This is a genomic window from Desulfosporosinus orientis DSM 765, assembly GCF_000235605.1.
In the GTDB taxonomy this organism is placed as follows: Bacteria; Bacillota; Desulfitobacteriia; order Desulfitobacteriales; family Desulfitobacteriaceae; genus Desulfosporosinus; species Desulfosporosinus orientis.
Genome location: NC_016584.1, coordinates 4,021,872 through 4,039,037 on the forward strand (window position 1 = coordinate 4,021,872; position 17,166 = coordinate 4,039,037).

The 17,166-nt window shown below is 46.7% G+C and carries 13 protein-coding genes; all 13 read right to left on the minus strand.

Annotated elements, in window-relative coordinates; genetic code table 11:
• Positions 1 to 103: 103 nt before the first annotated feature.
• On the minus strand, positions 104 to 1,339 hold the full coding sequence (locus DESOR_RS18825; RefSeq protein ID WP_014186170.1) for a hypothetical protein: 1,236 nt from the start codon (positions 1,337 to 1,339) through the stop codon (positions 104 to 106).
• Between the two features lie 525 nt (positions 1,340 to 1,864).
• Positions 1,865 to 2,992, minus strand: coding sequence for a homocitrate synthase (nifV, locus tag DESOR_RS18830; protein ID WP_014186171.1), 1,128 nt, complete (start codon positions 2,990 to 2,992; stop codon positions 1,865 to 1,867).
• A 201-nt stretch (positions 2,993 to 3,193) separates the two neighbouring features.
• Complete coding sequence (gene gatB / locus DESOR_RS18835) at positions 3,194 to 4,642, minus strand: Asp-tRNA(Asn)/Glu-tRNA(Gln) amidotransferase subunit GatB (RefSeq protein ID WP_014186172.1); 1,449 nt, start codon at positions 4,640 to 4,642, stop codon at positions 3,194 to 3,196.
• Positions 4,629 to 6,119 carry an Asp-tRNA(Asn)/Glu-tRNA(Gln) amidotransferase subunit GatA gene (gatA, locus tag DESOR_RS18840; RefSeq protein ID WP_014186173.1) on the minus strand — a complete coding sequence of 497 codons (1,491 nt, stop codon included), beginning with the start codon at positions 6,117 to 6,119 and terminating at the stop codon, positions 4,629 to 4,631. The genes gatB and gatA overlap by 14 nt, the downstream gene beginning before the upstream one ends.
• Before the next feature lie 32 nt (positions 6,120 to 6,151).
• Positions 6,152 to 6,442 carry an Asp-tRNA(Asn)/Glu-tRNA(Gln) amidotransferase subunit GatC gene (gatC, locus tag DESOR_RS18845; RefSeq protein WP_014186174.1) on the minus strand — a complete coding sequence of 97 codons (291 nt, stop codon included), beginning with the start codon at positions 6,440 to 6,442 and terminating at the stop codon, positions 6,152 to 6,154.
• A 91-nt stretch (positions 6,443 to 6,533) separates the two neighbouring features.
• The gene (gene ligA, locus DESOR_RS18850; protein WP_014186175.1) at positions 6,534 to 8,522 is read right to left on the minus strand and encodes an NAD-dependent DNA ligase LigA; all 1,989 of its coding nucleotides are present in this window, start codon (positions 8,520 to 8,522) and stop codon (positions 6,534 to 6,536) included.
• Positions 8,498 to 8,635, minus strand: a complete 138-nt coding sequence (locus DESOR_RS29470; RefSeq protein WP_014186176.1) for a hypothetical protein — start codon at positions 8,633 to 8,635, stop codon at positions 8,498 to 8,500. Before DESOR_RS29470 ends, ligA begins: the two co-directional genes overlap by 25 nt.
• Before the next feature lie 339 nt (positions 8,636 to 8,974).
• Positions 8,975 to 10,447 carry a UbiD family decarboxylase gene (locus DESOR_RS18855; RefSeq protein WP_014186177.1) on the minus strand — a complete coding sequence of 491 codons (1,473 nt, stop codon included), beginning with the start codon at positions 10,445 to 10,447 and terminating at the stop codon, positions 8,975 to 8,977.
• Between the two features lie 51 nt (positions 10,448 to 10,498).
• Positions 10,499 to 11,728, minus strand: a complete 1,230-nt coding sequence (locus DESOR_RS18860) for an MFS transporter (RefSeq protein ID WP_014186178.1) — start codon at positions 11,726 to 11,728, stop codon at positions 10,499 to 10,501.
• 131 nt (positions 11,729 to 11,859) lie between these two features.
• The gene (gene trxB / locus DESOR_RS18865) at positions 11,860 to 13,083 is read right to left on the minus strand and encodes a thioredoxin-disulfide reductase (protein ID WP_014186179.1); all 1,224 of its coding nucleotides are present in this window, start codon (positions 13,081 to 13,083) and stop codon (positions 11,860 to 11,862) included.
• 37 nt (positions 13,084 to 13,120) lie between these two features.
• On the minus strand, positions 13,121 to 13,447 hold the full coding sequence (locus DESOR_RS18870; RefSeq protein WP_014186180.1) for a thioredoxin family protein: 327 nt from the start codon (positions 13,445 to 13,447) through the stop codon (positions 13,121 to 13,123).
• An 85-nt stretch (positions 13,448 to 13,532) separates the two neighbouring features.
• Positions 13,533 to 15,020, minus strand: coding sequence for an aryl-sulfate sulfotransferase (locus DESOR_RS18875; protein ID WP_014186181.1), 1,488 nt, complete (start codon positions 15,018 to 15,020; stop codon positions 13,533 to 13,535).
• Between the two features lie 258 nt (positions 15,021 to 15,278).
• Positions 15,279 to 17,159 (minus strand): aryl-sulfate sulfotransferase, encoded by a 1,881-nt coding sequence (locus DESOR_RS18880; protein ID WP_014186182.1) that lies wholly within the window; start codon positions 17,157 to 17,159, stop codon positions 15,279 to 15,281.
• Positions 17,160 to 17,166 lie beyond the last annotated feature (7 nt).

A 17,166-nucleotide genomic window follows, 5' to 3' on the forward strand; every position in this document is an offset into this window, starting at 1 on the left:
TAGAGTTAAGACTCTATTTCGAAGTTGAGGATTTAATTTATGTCATCTCTGAAATATAGGACTTTATGACTGTCCTTTATAAATTTTTTAATCCTATTTGAATTTAAACCGAGCTGGATTTGGATTTTGACTCGTTAACCTTTAGATCTTCGCCACCCGACTTATAAAATGGTACTTTTGCCATAAACCAGTCATTAAAGAGCAGCGGAATGATCGCCCAAAACAGCCAAACTAAAGGTTTATTGACATGATTGGAGAATTCGGGCTTTAAACCCAAAAGGGGTAAACAAACAGAGTAGTAGACAAAAAACTGAATGGCTGCCAAGACAAAAACAATGCCTGTACGAATAAACCAACCGGCAACGCTGCCCATTTTTTGCGGCCAGTTATCAAAGTAATGGTTCCAGATCAAAAACGGGAATAGGGTAAATCCGGCTAAGGTAGCTGAATTATAGTAGCGCCAGGCCAACGACGCCGGACCGTCGGCAGCCTTGGGATCAACAGCTCCCCAGAAAGCATCCATCCCCCAGATAGTTAATTTTACTGACAGGAAGGATAGGATAATAATTGATACCAAACCAAATAACCCGCTCCAAGGCTGCTTCTTAACAAGATGCCAGGGTTTCCCCGACCAGATATTAGCCGTCATAAACAGATAGACAACCATCCATTCCCAGATTCCAATGATATAGTTTAAGTGGGAAACTCCGTCAATGGCCCCCCACCAGGGAGCTCCGGCGGCTAACGGCTGCTTTAGGACAACACTTACATAAAAGGGGTAAATCAGAATTCCATAGGCAAAGAGTGTCACTACCGTGGTGATTCCCCATTCGGCAAAACCCAGGGCAGGCTGAGTGAGTTTATCACCCCAGGGCCACTTCTTAAAGAGAATTGTCCAAAAAGCATAAGTAACAAAGCCGATGAGAACAAACATGGTTAGGGCTCCGCCTACATATTCTCGTGCATGCTCCACTTCAAGCCCCCTGGCCACCAAAGCGTCAACACTCCAGAGGGGCAAAATAAACTTGCCCAGGAAGCCTTGAAATATTCCATAGATAATAATATAGACTACCGCAATATTTACACAAATTTCCACTATCCCTCGAGTTACTGGTTTGAGCTTGGCAAAGGGCCAATCCCCAAACATAATATGCTGCCAAATGCCTACTAAAAGCATCCAAGCTAAAAACTCAAGAATAGGATGCTCATAAAGTTTAAAGATTCCATTGGGAGATGCAAATATGATCCAAGTTATCAGTGCGATAAGCAGAAATGAAGCTGTTGAAATAATTCCCGTTAATGGTTGACCCCAGCGTGCTTTTGATCCGTGATCTGACATGACATTCCTCCTCGTTCTTGTTTTAGCAGCTCTCTCATAAACTATCCTCCGTTATGTTTTCTTCATAAGTCACACCTCCTTTGCGAATAAATCATACTTTCAAAATACTTAAAGCTATATTCTGAAAGTACAGAATTATCTTGCAACTATCGTGCCAGCTTTTGTCCCTTCTCAGTGCAAATACCCTATTTCAGCCTTTCTTGAGGCTTTTCCCATCTAATACTTAGGATTACCCACTTAAAACCTCGGAAAAAATGTGACTACGAAGGTGTACACTTTTTTTAAGATTTATTCAAGATTTCCTTAGGATCCTTTAGATTTTAGAGATGTCTACTAAAATATACATGTCTTCGAATCTTTACATTTTATTCTGACAATTCCTAATGTTAAGAATCAATAAAATTTTTTTGCTTAAACAATTCTACATAACATACGTTTACTCTCTGCTAGAATCTAACTTTTGAGTCTCCTGATTTTTCCGGATAATACAAAAAGGCGGCAATGCCGCCTTTTGTTATAGTTCTCCTATTTCTGCTTCTTCATGTCGCTGTAAATATAGATTAATTCCTTGTCAAAGAGTGATCGTTTCATATCCACCGCCAAGGCCCTAACCCGCTTCAGCATCTCATTGGCTTCTTCTTCAGAGATTTCTTCACCATACTCATTGCGGAACTTTGCCTTAATGGAGGCCGTTCCGGAGTGTTTGCCAATCACAATCTGTCGTTCCAGTCCGACATCCTCAGGACTAAAAGCCTCATATGTTTTAGGATTTTTCAGTGCTCCGTCAGCATGAATCCCTGATTCATGGGCAAACATATTGCTTCCCACGATAGACTTCCAGGGAGGAACCCTCCGACCTGAAGCTCGGGCTACATATTCAGAGACCTCAACAAATCTTTCTGTGGCAAAACTCAAATCCGTATCCAGTAAATGCTTTAAGGCCATTACAACTTCTTCTAAAGCCGCATTACCTGCACGTTCTCCCAAACCGTTCACCGTTACACCCACATGGGTTGCACCGGCTTTGACTCCGGCCAGGGCATTGGCAGTAGCCATACCGAAATCATCATGAGTATGCATTTCAATATCAAGGCCTGTATTTTCCACTAAGGTTTTAATTCTCTCATAGGTTACAAAAGGATCTAATATTCCAACGGTATCACAGTAGCGCAAGCGGTCAGCACCGGCTTTTTTGGCTTCTAAAGCAAATTGAATCAAAAAGTCCATGTCGGATCGTGAAGCATCTTCCGCATTGACTGATATATACATTCCTTCCCGCTTAGCAAAGCTTGTGGCTTTAATCATTCGTTCCAAGACATCCTCACGAGTGGTCATCAATTTATGTTCAATATGAATATCTGAGGTGGAAATAGAAATCGCAACAGCATCAACACCACAGGCCAATGATGCCTCGATATCGGAAATTACAGCACGATTCCAGCCCATAATGCTTGCCTTCAATCCCAGTTTGGCAATCTCACTAATTGCGCGTTTCTCATCACCGCCCATAACCGCTACTCCGGCTTCAATTTGATGAACACCCAGCTCATCAAGCAAACGCGCGATCATGAGTTTTTCCTGGTTTGAAAATACCACGCCGGCGGTTTGTTCTCCATCACGCAAAGTAGTGTCTACAATCGTTAAGTGTCTCAATCGGACTCACCCCTCTAAATTAGCTGGAATTTATTATCGACGAATTTTCTAATTCTAATACTAGCACAATCCTTACTGACTTAGAAGAATGTAGAGTTCTTTATACTGTATACTTATTAGGCAGGGCAGTATATTTATGTAGAGAAGGTTATAGGTATTCAGATATAAATATAAGAGGGCCCCGTTTGGGCCCTTCTTTCATTACGATAGTTTTTCCTTAAGAAGTTTATTGACCAGACCTGGATTGGCCTGACCCTTGGTAGCTTTCATAATCTGCCCCACTAAGAAGCCGATGGCCCGGTCTTTTCCGGCCCGGTAATCCTCTACGGATTGAGGATTGGCGGCGATCACGCTGTCGATGATTCCCAACAAGGCCCCCTCGTCACTGATTTGAGCAAGTCCCTTTTCTTTGACAATCACCTCAGGGTCTTTGCCGGTAGCATACATTTCCTCAATAACTGTCTTGGCTATTTTCCCGCTGATGGTTCCTTTCTCGATGAGCCCTAAAAGGTCTGCCAATTGTTTAGGAGAAATCGGTGAGTCCTCCACAGGGCACTGATTGGAATTTAACAAGCGGGTCAGATCCCCCATCACCCAGTTGGCCAAGGTCTTGGCATCACTGAAGCTGGCCAAAGCATCGTCAAAGAAGTCGGACAGGGCCTTAGAAGAAGTAATAACTCCCGCATCATAGTCAGACAATCCTATGCTTTGCAGCCTGGCGCGGCGCTCTGCAGGCAGTTCAGGGAGAGTCTTGCGTATCCGCTCCACCCACTCCCGGTCGATAACCAGAGGGGTCAGGTCGGGTTCAGGGAAGTAGCGGTAGTCATGAGCTTCTTCTTTAGAGCGAAGAGCTAAGGTTATTCCTTGCCCCTCATCCCAGGTTCTGGTTTCTTGAATCACCTTTTCTCCGGCATCCAAAACCCGGGCCTGGCGGGCTGTTTCGTATTCCAAACAGCGCCGTACAGAGCTGAAAGAGTTGAGATTCTTGGTTTCTGTACGAGTTCCAAAGGCTTCGGAACCCGCGGGACGCAGGGAAACATTAATATCAAAGCGCACCGAACCCTGTTCCAGACGGCAATCTGAGACTTCCGTGTACTCCAGGATTTGGACCAGCTTTTCCAGGTAGGCAAGCACTTCAGGAATGGAACGCATGTCCGGCTCTGAAACAATCTCCAGAAGAGGCACACCGGCCCGATTATAATCCACAGACGAGGCATTGGAGGTGGTAATGGTATCCCCGCTGTGGACCAACTTACCGGCATCTTCCTCCATATGGGCCCGGGTAATTCCGATCCACTTCTTCTCGCCCTCTGCTTCGATTTCTATGCCGCCTTTGCCGCAAATGGGCAGATCAAATTGGGAGGTCTGATAGTTTTTCGACAAATCCGGGTAGAAGTAGTTTTTACGGTCAAACTTGGAGAATTCGGCAATTTCGCAGTTTAAGGCCAGTCCAGCTTTAATAGCAAAATCCACCACCTGGCGGTTCAAAACAGGCAGGGCGCCGGGCATACCCAAACAGACGGGGCAGACATGAGTGTTCTGTTCTCCGCCGAATTCGGTGCTGCATCCACAGAATATCTTCGTCTTTGTCTGGAGTTCCACGTGAACTTCAAGACCGCAGACCATTTCATACTTATTAGCGATTAACACGGCTCAGCACCTCCCCGGACAAATTTGGCTTTAAGGTATGGTAATTGGTGTTTTGCTCAAAGGTATAGGCCACACGATACAAAGTCCCTTCCCCAAAGGCTTTGCCCATAAACTGCATGCCGATGGGCAGCCCATTGACGAATCCGGCAGGAATCGAAAGGGCCGGAATACCTGCCATGTTAACCGGGACTGTTGTAATATCAGATAAATACATAGCCAAAGGATCTGCTGATTTTTCCCCGAATTTAAAGGCAGGGGTAGGCGCAGTTGGGGAAAGCAAAACATCAAAGGTTTCAAAAGCTTTGTCAAAATCCTGCTTAATCAGGGTTCTCACTTTTTGCGCTTTCAGATAGTAGGCATCATAATAACCCGAACTTAAAGCGTAGGTACCCAGCATAATTCTCCGTTTAACTTCCGGCCCGAATCCTTCAGCCCGGGTTTTCTTAAACATTCCTAAGACATCATTGGAGTCTGCCCGGTACCCATAGCGCACACCGTCATAGCGAGCCAGATTTGAGCTGGCCTCCGCAGTAGCAATCAGGTAATAGGCGGGAATGGCATATTCCGTATGCGGCAGGGAGCACTCCGCCACTTCCGCCCCTAAATCCTTTAAGGTCTGAATTCCGGCTTGAATCCCCTTGGCAACTTCAGGATCAATGCCCTCGCCAAAGTACTCGCGAGGAATTCCAATTTTCAGGCCTTTGATATCATTCTCTAAAAACTTGGTATAATCCGGGGTCTCAAAAGGAACGGATGTGGAATCCAATGGATCATGGCCGGCGATAGCATTCATCACCAGAGCATTATCTGCCACGGTCTTGGTAAAGGGGCCGATCTGGTCCAGGGACGAAGCGAAAGCAATCAGTCCCAAACGGGAAACTGCACCATAGGTCGGCTTCATGCCCACCACGCCGCAGAAGGAAGCCGGCTGGCGAATGGAGCCCCCGGTATCAGAGCCTAAGGTAAAGGCCGCTTCGTCTCCTGCCACAGCCACAGCAGATCCTCCGGAAGACCCTCCGGGGACACACTCCAAATTCCAAGGATTGCGGGTTTGAGCAAAATAGGAATTCTCAGTGGAGGAACCCATGGCAAATTCGTCCATATTCAGCTTGCCGAGAAGAATTGCTCCACTAGCTCGCAATCGCTCTGTCACCGTGGCATTATAAGGAGGAAGAAAATTGTCGAGCATTTTAGAAGCACAGCTGGTGCGCACTCCTTCGGTACACATGTTGTCTTTAAGGGCCATTGGAATACCTTCTAAAGGTTTTAAGGCTTGTCCTTGAGCAATCTTTTCGTCCACCTCAGCAGCCTGTGCCAAAGCCTCATCTTCCAGAACGGTTAAATAGGATTTTAATACCGGGTCCACTGACCTAATGCGGTCTATGTAGGCTTTGGTCAATTCTGTGGAGCTTATGTCTTTATGAACGAGAAGTTCATGGAGTTCACTAACTGACTTACCGATACTTACTGATTCCAACTTCCGCAGTCTCCTTTCTATGTCCCAAACTCTTAAGTCAAACTAATTTTCGGTACTCTAAAGAACCCTTCATCTCCATCAGGAGCATTCTTAAGGGCTTTTTCATGATTAATGGATTCTTTCACTTGATCCTCCCGCAGTACATTGTGCAAAGGCACTGCATGGGCTGTCGGCGCCACATTACTTGTATCTAATCTCTCCAGCATAGCTGCATAGCCTAAAATGGAGTTAAGCTGTTCCGTATATTCCTGAGTTTCCTGTTCCGTTAACTCTAGGCGGGCCAAAGCCGCCACGTATTCAACGTCTTCACGTGAAATTGACAAATTATTCACCTTCCCTTGGTTAGAATGTTGCTTTAAACTTTATCATAGCAAATATTGGAGAGGGGAGCAATAAAAACACCTTAAGCCATCCTTAAGATTCGTCCTTGAGCATCAACTCAAATTCCTCTTCCGTCAAAACCGCAATGCCCAAGTCTTGAGCTTTCACCAGCTTGGACCCTGCCTTTTCACCGGCTACAACGAAAGCGGTCTTCTTGCTGACACTGCTGGCCGCCTTGCCCCCACGCTCTTCGATGAGAGTCTCAATCTCCCGCCTCTCCCAGCGTTCTAAGGAACCCGTTACGACAATGCTCTTGCCGGCAAAGATCTGGGGTCTTGCCGAAATGTCCGCCGTCATCTTTACCCCGGCTTCCTGCAGTTTTGCTAAAAAACGCTCCGTACTTTCCATACCAAAAAACTGAACCAGGCTTTCTGCCATCCCCGGCCCGATATCCGGTATGGCCAGCAGCTCTTCCAAACCGGCTCCTTGCAGCTTTTCCATAGAACCAAAAGTCTGAGCTAAAATCTTCCCGGCCTTGACCCCAGTATGGCGGATACCCAATGCGAAAATCAGCGGAGCCAATCCCCGTTCTTTGCTGTCGGCAATGGCCTTCAGCAAGTTTTCCGCTGATTTTTGACCCATCCGTTCCAAAGGCACCAAATCCTCGAAGCTTAAAGCATATAGGTCTGCGGCGTCTTTAATCAAATCCGCGTCCAAAAGCTGTTGAATCACCGCCGGACCTAAGCCGTCAATAGCCATGGCATCCCGGGAGACAAAATGGATAATCCCCTCCCGCTGCTGGGCCGGGCAGCTGATGCTTTGACAACGATAAGCCGCTTCCCCCTCTTCCCGCAAAACCGGACTCTGACATTCCGGACAAAGCTCCGGCATCTCAAAGAACCGCTCCTCACCGCTGCGTTTTTCCGGCAAAACCCGAATCACCTCCGGGATCACATCCCCGGCTTTGTGGATGAGGACATGATCGCCGATGCGGATATCCTTCTCCCGGATATTATCCAGGTTATGGAGAGTGGCACGGCTGACTGTGGAGCCTGCCACCGGAACCGCCTGAAGAACGGCTGTCGGTGTCAGAACGCCGGTCCGCCCCACTCTCAGGATGATATCTTCAACCACGGTTTCCACTTGCTCCGCCGGGAATTTATAGGAAATGGCCCAGCGGGGACTTTTGGCGGTAAAGCCCAGTTCCTGCTGGAGATCAAAGTCATTAACTTTGATGACCAGACCATCAATATCGTAGGGAAAACGATGTCGTTCCCCAGCCATTTCTTCACAATACTTTATGACCTCCTCAATATCGTGAAAGACCTTATACTCAGGGTTGACGACAAAGCCTTGCTCCTTGAGATAATTAAGCACATCGATTTGATTATTTAAGCCTAGCTCATTGGCGGATAAAAGCTGATAAGCAAAGTAGTCCAGCTTGCGTTCCGCCGTGATCCGGGAATTGAGCTGTCGCAGGGAACCTGCCGCCGCATTGCGGGGATTGGCAAACGTTGACAGTCCTTCTTCTTCACGCTCTTGATTCAAACGGGCAAAGGAGGCTTTGGGCATATACCCCTCACCCCGGACACTTAATTTGGCCACAGGCTTATTTAAGCGCAAGGGAATTGAACCTACGGTTTTCACATTAGCCGTAATTTCCTCCCCCACACTGCCGTCTCCCCGGGTCGCCCCCCGTACCATCAGCCCGTCCACATAGGTCAATGCCACAGTTAAACCATCAATCTTCAACTCCACCACATACTCCACTTCAGCAAAGACCTGACGCACCCTGCGGTCAAACTCCCGCAAATCTCCGGCGTCAAAGGCATTGTCCAGGCTGAGGAGCGGTTCCAAATGCCTGACTTTCGTGTACTCCTTGGCTACGGCTCCCCCCACCCGCTGTGTGGGCGAATCCGGAGCCACTGAATCCGGGTGCTTAGCTTCCAAGGCCAAAAGCTCCCGCATGAGCGCATCGTATTCCCCATCCGTGATGCGGGGCTGGTCCAGCTCATAGTATTGTTTATTTGCCTCTTCCAGCTCCTTGCGAAGAGCTGCTATACGCTCAAAATCATCCTGCATTGAAATCCCCTGCCTTCTACTAATAAATCCATTGTTACATCCATCATAGCCAGCCGATACTCTTTACTGGCTTCTCTAAAATAATACTTGCCGCCACTGAGTTTTTCAATCACCCTTGGCCGCTCCCGAACAAAACTTTCCTCACTTCTAGTTTTCCCAATTCAGCCGAAAGTCATCATGTATAGAGAGCAATAAAAAGACTTTGCTGTAACTTCTTCTGACAGATTCCATAGGCAAGCTTTTTTCTCCTGCTTCCTAAGGAACATAATGCAGTCTACCAACTCTAGACTTTAAGAAGCTACCCTCCTCAGGATACCCTGCCTTTGGGTTTTCAAGCCAAGCCGCCAGCATAAATACTAGGGGATATTAGCGGAGATTGCAAATATCGCTGCAGTGACGGCGGTATGAAAACGAGGCTGTGCTTAACAGTCTCACACAGCCTCGTCAATGACCTATTTAATATACTCCGTCCATTTTTCCTCATCAATATCCATGAACTTCGCCCTGATAAAGTTTTGCTTCTGATCATAGGGAACGGTGCAGTCAAAAATAGCCTTACAGGAGATCCCCGCGTCGCGGATACTGGAAGAAAAAGCCGGGCTGCTGGAAGGATCCAAGGGATGGCAGCGCACCCCCGGAATCAATATGGCGTCCTCATTCCCTTGAAACCGGGTTGTCATGGCCCACATCACATCACTCATATCAAACAAATCCACATCTTCATCCACCAGAAAAACATGCTTTAGCTCGCTGAAAGCAGAGAAAGCCAGAAGGGCTGCCTGTCGCTGCCGTCCTTCATCACTGGGTAAATTCTTTCTGAACTGGATAATAACCACGTATTTTCCCCCACCGCAGGGCGGCGCATAGACATTTAACAGCCGGCCGGGCATAGCGCGCTCGATCATCTGAATAACACTGGCTTCTGTGGGAATCCCGGCCATGGAAACGTGTTCCTCACTGGGACCGATACAGGATTGCATAATGGGGTTAACCCGGTGGGTGACGGCTTTAACCTTAATAACCGGCACCTCTTTGGCCTCACCCGTATAGCCCGGAAATTCCGGCATTGCCTTGCCGGTGTTGGTATTCTGGTCTTCCCGAACTCTGAGATTGGGAAGCAGTTCTCCTTCAATGACATATTCAGCATTTGCAATACATTTTTCATTGATGGTCAGGCATTTTGTCAATTCCACGGGCTTTTGGCGAAGAGCCCCGGCAATCTGAAGTTCATTGAAACCGATAGGTGTGGTGGGCGGCTCAAAACAAGCGGCGATTTCAATGGCCGGATCCACGCCGATACTAATGGAGATAGGCAGTGGTTTTCCCAGGGCTTCCGCTTTTTCACGAAAAACTCCCAAATGACGTGCCCCGGGAGTAAAGAACATGGTGATTTCATCCTTTGACTGCAGGCAGAGGCGATGAATGGTGATGTCGCTGTCCCCATTCTCAGGATCGCTGGCATAGCACATTCCCATGGTAATATAAGGACCGGCATCCTCTTCCGTATTGGTAGGGGCCGGAACCAGCTTTCTTATATCAAATCCCGGTTCGTCCGCATAATGAACCACTTCCTGACACTTGGCCGATTGATTCTCGATTAAGATAGGCGGCAGGGGATTATTCACGGAATTCATCAAATGATAGCCCAATCGTTTCGGATCGGCATTTAACAGCATACCAACCCTCTTTCTGCTGGCCAATAAGCCAATAGCAACCCTGGAATTATTAAATCCTTTAAGGTTATTGAAAACCATGGCCGGACCTTCTTTAGTTGGTCTCATCACTGTGCCGCCTGCTCCTATATGGCGATAAACTCCTGATAACTCAGCATGAGGATCAACTTCAATGTCTGTTTCAATTAATTGCCCTGGAATGGATTTTAATAACTCCAAGGCAGTTCTTAAATCATCAACCTCTTTCTCCAACTTCAATTCCTCCATATAAAGTTCTTTTCTAATTCCGTCTTAACCAGTAGCTCACTCTCCCAGTCCGGCTTCAGATACCACTGCCGCCTGCCCCACTCTAACCCTGACCAGACTATAGACATAGATGACCAGGCAGAGAACTGCAAAAAGCGAGGAAACCCTGTACATCACCGCATAACTTTGTCTTTCCGCTATAAAGCTTAAAACCACAGAACCAAAGGTAAAACTTAAATCCATGGACGATAAAAAAGTTCCGTTCGCCGCTCCTTTGCGCTGAGCGGGAGAGCGGTTAACTGCCCACGTTTGTAAGGAAGGCTGAACCGCACTGAAGCCAAATCCATAGAGCACTGAAGCGGCCACTAAGGTGGCAATGGAGTCCGTATAAGACAAGACAATCAGTCCAGCTGCAGCACTGATAACTCCCGGCAATATAACAAAAACATGGCCCCTTTCATCAAAAAGCCTGCCCATCAAGGGCCTGGTAATTAAACTCATGACCACATTTCCCACAAAGTAGATCCAAATACTTGTCATATTTAGTTCCTTACCAAAGAGCATGAGATAACTCATAACCCCGCACAAGGTAATGGATATTAAAAAGCAGAGCATAGAGGGCAGGAGAGCCTGGCGTTCATAGAAGTTTCTCCAGTCAATTCCCTGCTTTTTGACCGCGGGTTTAGAGCCTTTCACCTGGGGCATTGCTATTTGATAGAGCAAACCCGCCCCCAGAACAAATAGCAAGGTGGATATGCCAATAACATCGGTGAATTTAAACTGATTCATAATGATGATGGCCGCCATGGGCGCGAGGGACATGGAGACAATAAAGGTTAAGGAATAGTAGCCCATTCCTTCCCCTCTTCGTCTTAGAGGCACAATGTCAGCAATGGCCGTTGCTAAAGAAGTGGAAAACATTCCCCAGCCTATACCCTGAACCAGGCGAATCAGGATAATTCCCGTCACAGAAACCCACAGATATGAAAGAGTACTTAGGGCCATGATGATGATGCCTGCCAGACAAATCAGCTTTTTGCCAAAGGCATCCACAGCGTTTCCCGTTACAAATCGGAATATTAAGGCCGAAACGGAAAACACGCTGATCACCAAACTGGCCTGAAGAGTGCTGCCGCCGATCTCCTGCGTGTAAGTGGGCAGCGTGGGAACCAACATATAAAAACCCAGATAAACCAATAGATTGGCCGCCAGCAAAAGACAATAATCTTTGCTCCATAGTTTCGTCAAGGATTCTGTTTCTGATAATTTCATGGTTGTGATCTTCATTTTCAGCTGAACGCTAAAATTCCTTTCAGTATTTCAAATTAGAACTCTCCTTGCCGGTTCCGTCAATGGGACTGGCAAGGAGAGTTTTTCGCCGGTTCAACTATTATTTCTTAAAGAAAAGCTGAGCCTGACTAAACCAACTGGGTTTTGAGACTGTCTTTGGTTGTGCCGCAATTCAATCGTTTGACATGCCGCCCTTTATCTAAAACCAGGACAGAAGGTACCTGTTGGATTCCGTACTTTTGGGCGAGATTTTTCTTAGTGGTCAAATCCACCTTGACAATCCGGTAGCACTCCGACAGCTCTTGGTTGACTTCCTCCAATAAAGTGCAGAATTCTAAGCTCCCCTGATCCAAAACATTAAAGAAAGCCAGAAGCACCGGTTTCTCACTGGCCAAAACATTGGCCTGGAAAGCATTCATTTCTTCAATGTAGCGCTCAGCAGCAACAGCCGCAGTTGCGCCATCCCCGGCGGCCGAGACGACTTGCCGCAAATATTTCACCCGGTTGTCGCCAACGGCATAGACTCCTTCCAGGTTTGTTTCCAGCAGTTCATTGACAGGAATATAGCCTCTCTGGTCCATGACAATACCGCTATCTTTGAGGAAATGAGTGGCAGGCACCATGCCCACAAAGAAGAAGACACCCTGACAGGCAAGCTCCTCTGAGCTTCCGGTTTTCAGATTTTTTATTTTTACTCCTTCAACATTGTCGGCGCCCAGAACTTCTTCAACGGTTGAATTCCAGATAAATTCCATTTTATCATTTTGGAAGGCTCGCTCCGCACTGACTTTGTTGCAGTCAAGAATTCCCTCGTCATGGAGTACAATCACCGTGACTTTGCGGGCGAATTTGGTGATATACATGCCTTCTTCAATGGCCTGATCCCCGCTGCCCACCACAACCACGTCTTCTCCCTCAAAGAACTCCGCGTCACAGGTAGCACAGTAAGCCACCCCACTGCCCTGGAGCCGTTTCTCGCCGGGAATATTCAAAAGCCTGGGTTCGCTGCCGCAGGCGATAATCACCGCCTTGGCCGAGAATTCCTTGCCTTTTTTAGTCACGATCCTTTTATCTTCCCTGGATAGATCCGTTTTTACCACTTCATCCCGCAAAAATTCCACACCAAAGTCTTCCGCGTGCTTTTTGAAATCTTTCATGAGATCTTCGCCGCTGATGTTTCTGTAGCCGGGGTAATTGACAATTTCCCGGGTGGTATTCACCATCCCGCCAACGGTCCCTTTGTTGATGACCAGGGTCTTCAGCTTTGACCTGCCCCCATAGATAGCGGAAGTCAGTCCTGCCGGACCGCCGCCTATAATGATCAGATCATAGGCCTTGGTTATATCTCCCATTTTCCTCATAACTCCTTTTTACTAAATCCGTTTCCGGTTACGCTTCCAGAACATCGGCAATCTTATCCGTGATTTTTTCCTCGTCTGCCGCTCCTGCCAGTTTTCCTTGATATTCACCCTCTTTAAAGAAAAGAATTTGAGGAACCCCTTTAAGGGAGAAGCTCTGAAACAGGGCCTTGTCGTCCTCTACATCAACATAATAGAAACCAAACTTACCCTTATATTTGGGCTGCATATCTTCTAAAACAGGCACGACCTCCTGACAGACATGACAGGTCTTTCGGGAGAAGATCACCAGGCAGGGGTCTCCTTGGTCATAGATGATTTTTTCGAATTGGCCGGCATTTAACTTTTCCAGTGACATAATTTTCACTCCTAAACTAATAGTATTCAGGGAACCGGAATGGAACAGTCAAAACTCCTCTCCGGCAATGAGCCTGAAGAGATCATTAAAATTTTGTAAAGCTATCGTCATCATCCTCATCGTCATCTTTCAAGGATAAATCCTGATCACCTGCGGCAACACAGGCCTGCTGAACGGCCGGATACCCTGTTGTTCCTTCAATATCCACCAGGTTTTGAACCTGGCAATCCGCCGCGCCGGGAACACGGAATTTGCGAATGTCCAGCATAGGTACGGGGGTTTCCTGAGGCTCAGGCAGCTGGGGGACATAACTATAAGGATAGCGATAGCCCCGATAGTAAATGGTGGAGGGATTTTCCGAGAAAGGAGAGATGAATTCCCAGACCACTTCTTTCATGCGGGTCACTTCAAAGAAGCGTCCCCCTACCCCTTCGGTAATGAAGGTATTGCCATTGGGAAGCCGCTGGGCAGCACTGGTTAAGGGACTGTAGAAACGATAATCGGAAATTCCGAGCTGACCGTAGCCCATGAGTTCGCTGCCTAGGATCTGCCAGACAACTTTCATGGTCACAGGATTAAGTTCCAGTACCCGGGACCGGTCAGCAATATTGACTTTTGTCCCGTCTTTAGAGGTATTAGTGGGGGAGCCGTAACCGGACCAGCCACCGTTATCAAAAATAAGGATGTTTCCTGCCCCGGGGAGTCCTTGGGGAATCATATGGACATGGTGCTGACCAATGATTTGGCCGATTTTGGCCAGTCTTTTATCCCCAGAATAATCGGGACCCATTTTCCACACGACTTTGCCGGTTTCCTTGGAGATGATAGCAATGATATTAGCTTCCCGGGCATCCCAAATAATGTTGTCCGGATGGAAGCGCTCATCCCCTTTGTCGTACCATTTATTAGGTCCCAACACGCTCATGGAGTTGATGTGCATCCAGTCGCCCATTCCGCCGCCGGCTTCATGCATGTTGGGATTCTTATAGATTGCAAGTTTTGCTGCTTCACTAAATCCAAACTCTTTAAAGTGATCTGCAGCATGCCATTCCCAAACAATATTGCCTTCCCAGTCCACTTCAATAAAGACATCATCAAGGAGGTTTTTATCAGAGATCTTGCGATTTTCGATATTCTCGTGACAAAGGATTAAGGTATTTCCTCGATCTGTTTGACATTCCATACCCGGCACATAATAGCCGACAGGATTCCCTGCCCGCTGATAATCATGGTGCTGGCGAGCCATCCATTGGGGCTCCTGTCCTTCATCTTCAGTCCATTCTTTTTTGTCAAATTTCCAGACTACCTTGCCCTCCCAATCAACCTGAACCAGATCCGTCTGATCCTGGTAGCCAAATTTGGGGTCTCGGATACCTCGGCTGCCCATGACATAACCACCGGGGAGCAGCTTATTCGGAAAACCATGGAGGTCTTTCCAGACCCGAACAACATTGCCGTTCATATCAATGAGGACACAGCCCAGTTTTTTAACCGCCATGATGGTATAGCCGTTAAAGCATTTTTCAGGATTGTAAATGGTAACTCCGGTGGGATGAACAAATGGCTGACCCATAAAACAACACTCCTTTATTAATTATCAAATGAATTATCCTGTCAAAATCAAGTTTCATTCTGGTTTCATTATAGAGAATTATGTCAGTGAAAAGGGATAACACATGTTATTGTTTCAAAAATCATAGCTATAAAAATCTTTAATACTTTAAGTTTCTGGTTAAGCTTGGAAGTCAATTCGAAAAGAAAAACTCCCCTATCAGCAACAGATTTCATGGTTCTGTCTGCCTTCAAGGGAGCCTTCCTTAATCCATTGCGCTTATAAGGTCAGGGAGAGTCCTGTATCGTATCTTTTATTATCAATATTTAAATAGATATCAACGTCACCCGCTAAGCCTTCCCTGCTGATGTAAAACTGGAAGTCATTGTCTTTTTGCTCTTCAAAAGAAACACAAGCCGCCGTCACATCATGGACTACAGTAGGTATGGAGTAGAATTTAGCCTCCTTGGCCCCCTTTAATTCCAGGAACACTTCCGAGCCTTCCTGGAAGGTCCCCCGCAAGGCCAGGCGGTCTTCCTCCAGGATAATTGATAGATTATGCTTAGCGGGAACTCCCCCCTCAACATCTTTAAATTTGACCTTTCCAAACTCAGGCGTTATGCCAAAGCCGCCAAAAAGCTGGCCTTTACCTAAGCTAAAGTTGGTCTTTTCGTCATAGAGGGCAAGCCGTCTGGCCCGGTAATAATTGCCGCCCTGTACTTTTAATTCGTATCTTACTTCATCGTTTTGGACTTCGACGGTGATGGATTCCAAACTGAGATGAATGTGCTCATCTTTGTATTTATTGAGGAGCATAGCCCCTAAACCGTCCGTATGCTTACCCCGGTAGGTTGCAATCCCGCCTGAGTGAATCATATAGTGTCCTTCATCATAATAATCTACATTACAGATATAGGGTGAATAGAATTCTACGCCTCTTTCTTTGCCGTATTGCCATACTTGTTCAATTTCCATTTTAGCGGTGTCGATTTTGTAGATAACTCCCCTGGAGTAGTTTTCTTCGGGGGGAATGCGGGTTGCTTCATTTTTCGAGCGATAAGTTCCATTGTCAAAGACGAAGACATTGCCATTGGGTAAAATCCGGGCGGCATGCTGTTCATATTGCCAGTCGAAATCTCCTTTGGTCACATTTTTGAAGAAATATGGCTGCCATTCTTCGCCCCAGCCTTCGGGATCGCCGATAATCCAGTTTAATTTCCCGGTATCGTAATTGAAGTTAATAATCGCATCCTTGTGGCGTCCTGACATGGTAATGGAATTGGTGGGTTTGTCATACCAAACGGAGTTGTTGTGGAACCAATCGTGGTGATTCCAATCCCCAGCATTTCCTTTTTCCCTGGGCAAAATCTTGAGCAGATCCCATGATTTAAGGATTTTTCCCGTTTCTTTATCCACTTCCACTACATAGTCTTCCACGGATTCGTCAAAGTTGTTATCCGAAGCGACGAGTAAATTCCCGCTTTCCAACTCGATGCCGTCATGGTGATACCCCCCCGGCAAGCGGTATTCTTTATAGATTTTTCCGCAAAAGTCCATTTCCATAAAGCCTACGGTGTAGTAGGGCTTTTGGATGGTCCGGTAGGAAGTGTAGAGAAGTCTGCCATTACTGAGCTTTTTAATATCCCAGCTTTGCTTATTGGTGATAACCCACCGCAAGTCTCCTGCATAATCAAAACCGACGGTTCTGGCGGACTCGATTAAGGGAGTTGTCGTGGATATAAGCATCAGGTCTTTGCCGAAATACTCCGGTGTGGTATGGCAATACAGCGCTTTATTGACATCAAGTTCTTCAACCTCGATATTAACCTCAGAGCTTTTGCCATTACCCAGGGTTATGACCACTGTGTTCTCATAATTGTCATATAAGCCATAGATGGGCAGGACATGTTCTTTTGCCTCAGCAAAGATATGGCTCAGATCCCCTGGCTCTGCTTTGCCTTTAACTGTGATTTGAGCTGTGGTTTCTTCCTCGGTCTTAAAACAAAGAACGGCCGACAGCGGATTAATCAAATAAGGATTTTTCACAATCAATGGATTGGCTAAGGTATAATTCCCTGATCTGAACTCAGCCAGAAACTTTTCTTCGGACTCAGCCTGCAAAGTGATTAGATGTTTTTCTGTCTCTAAAATCTTCCTCAATTTTAAC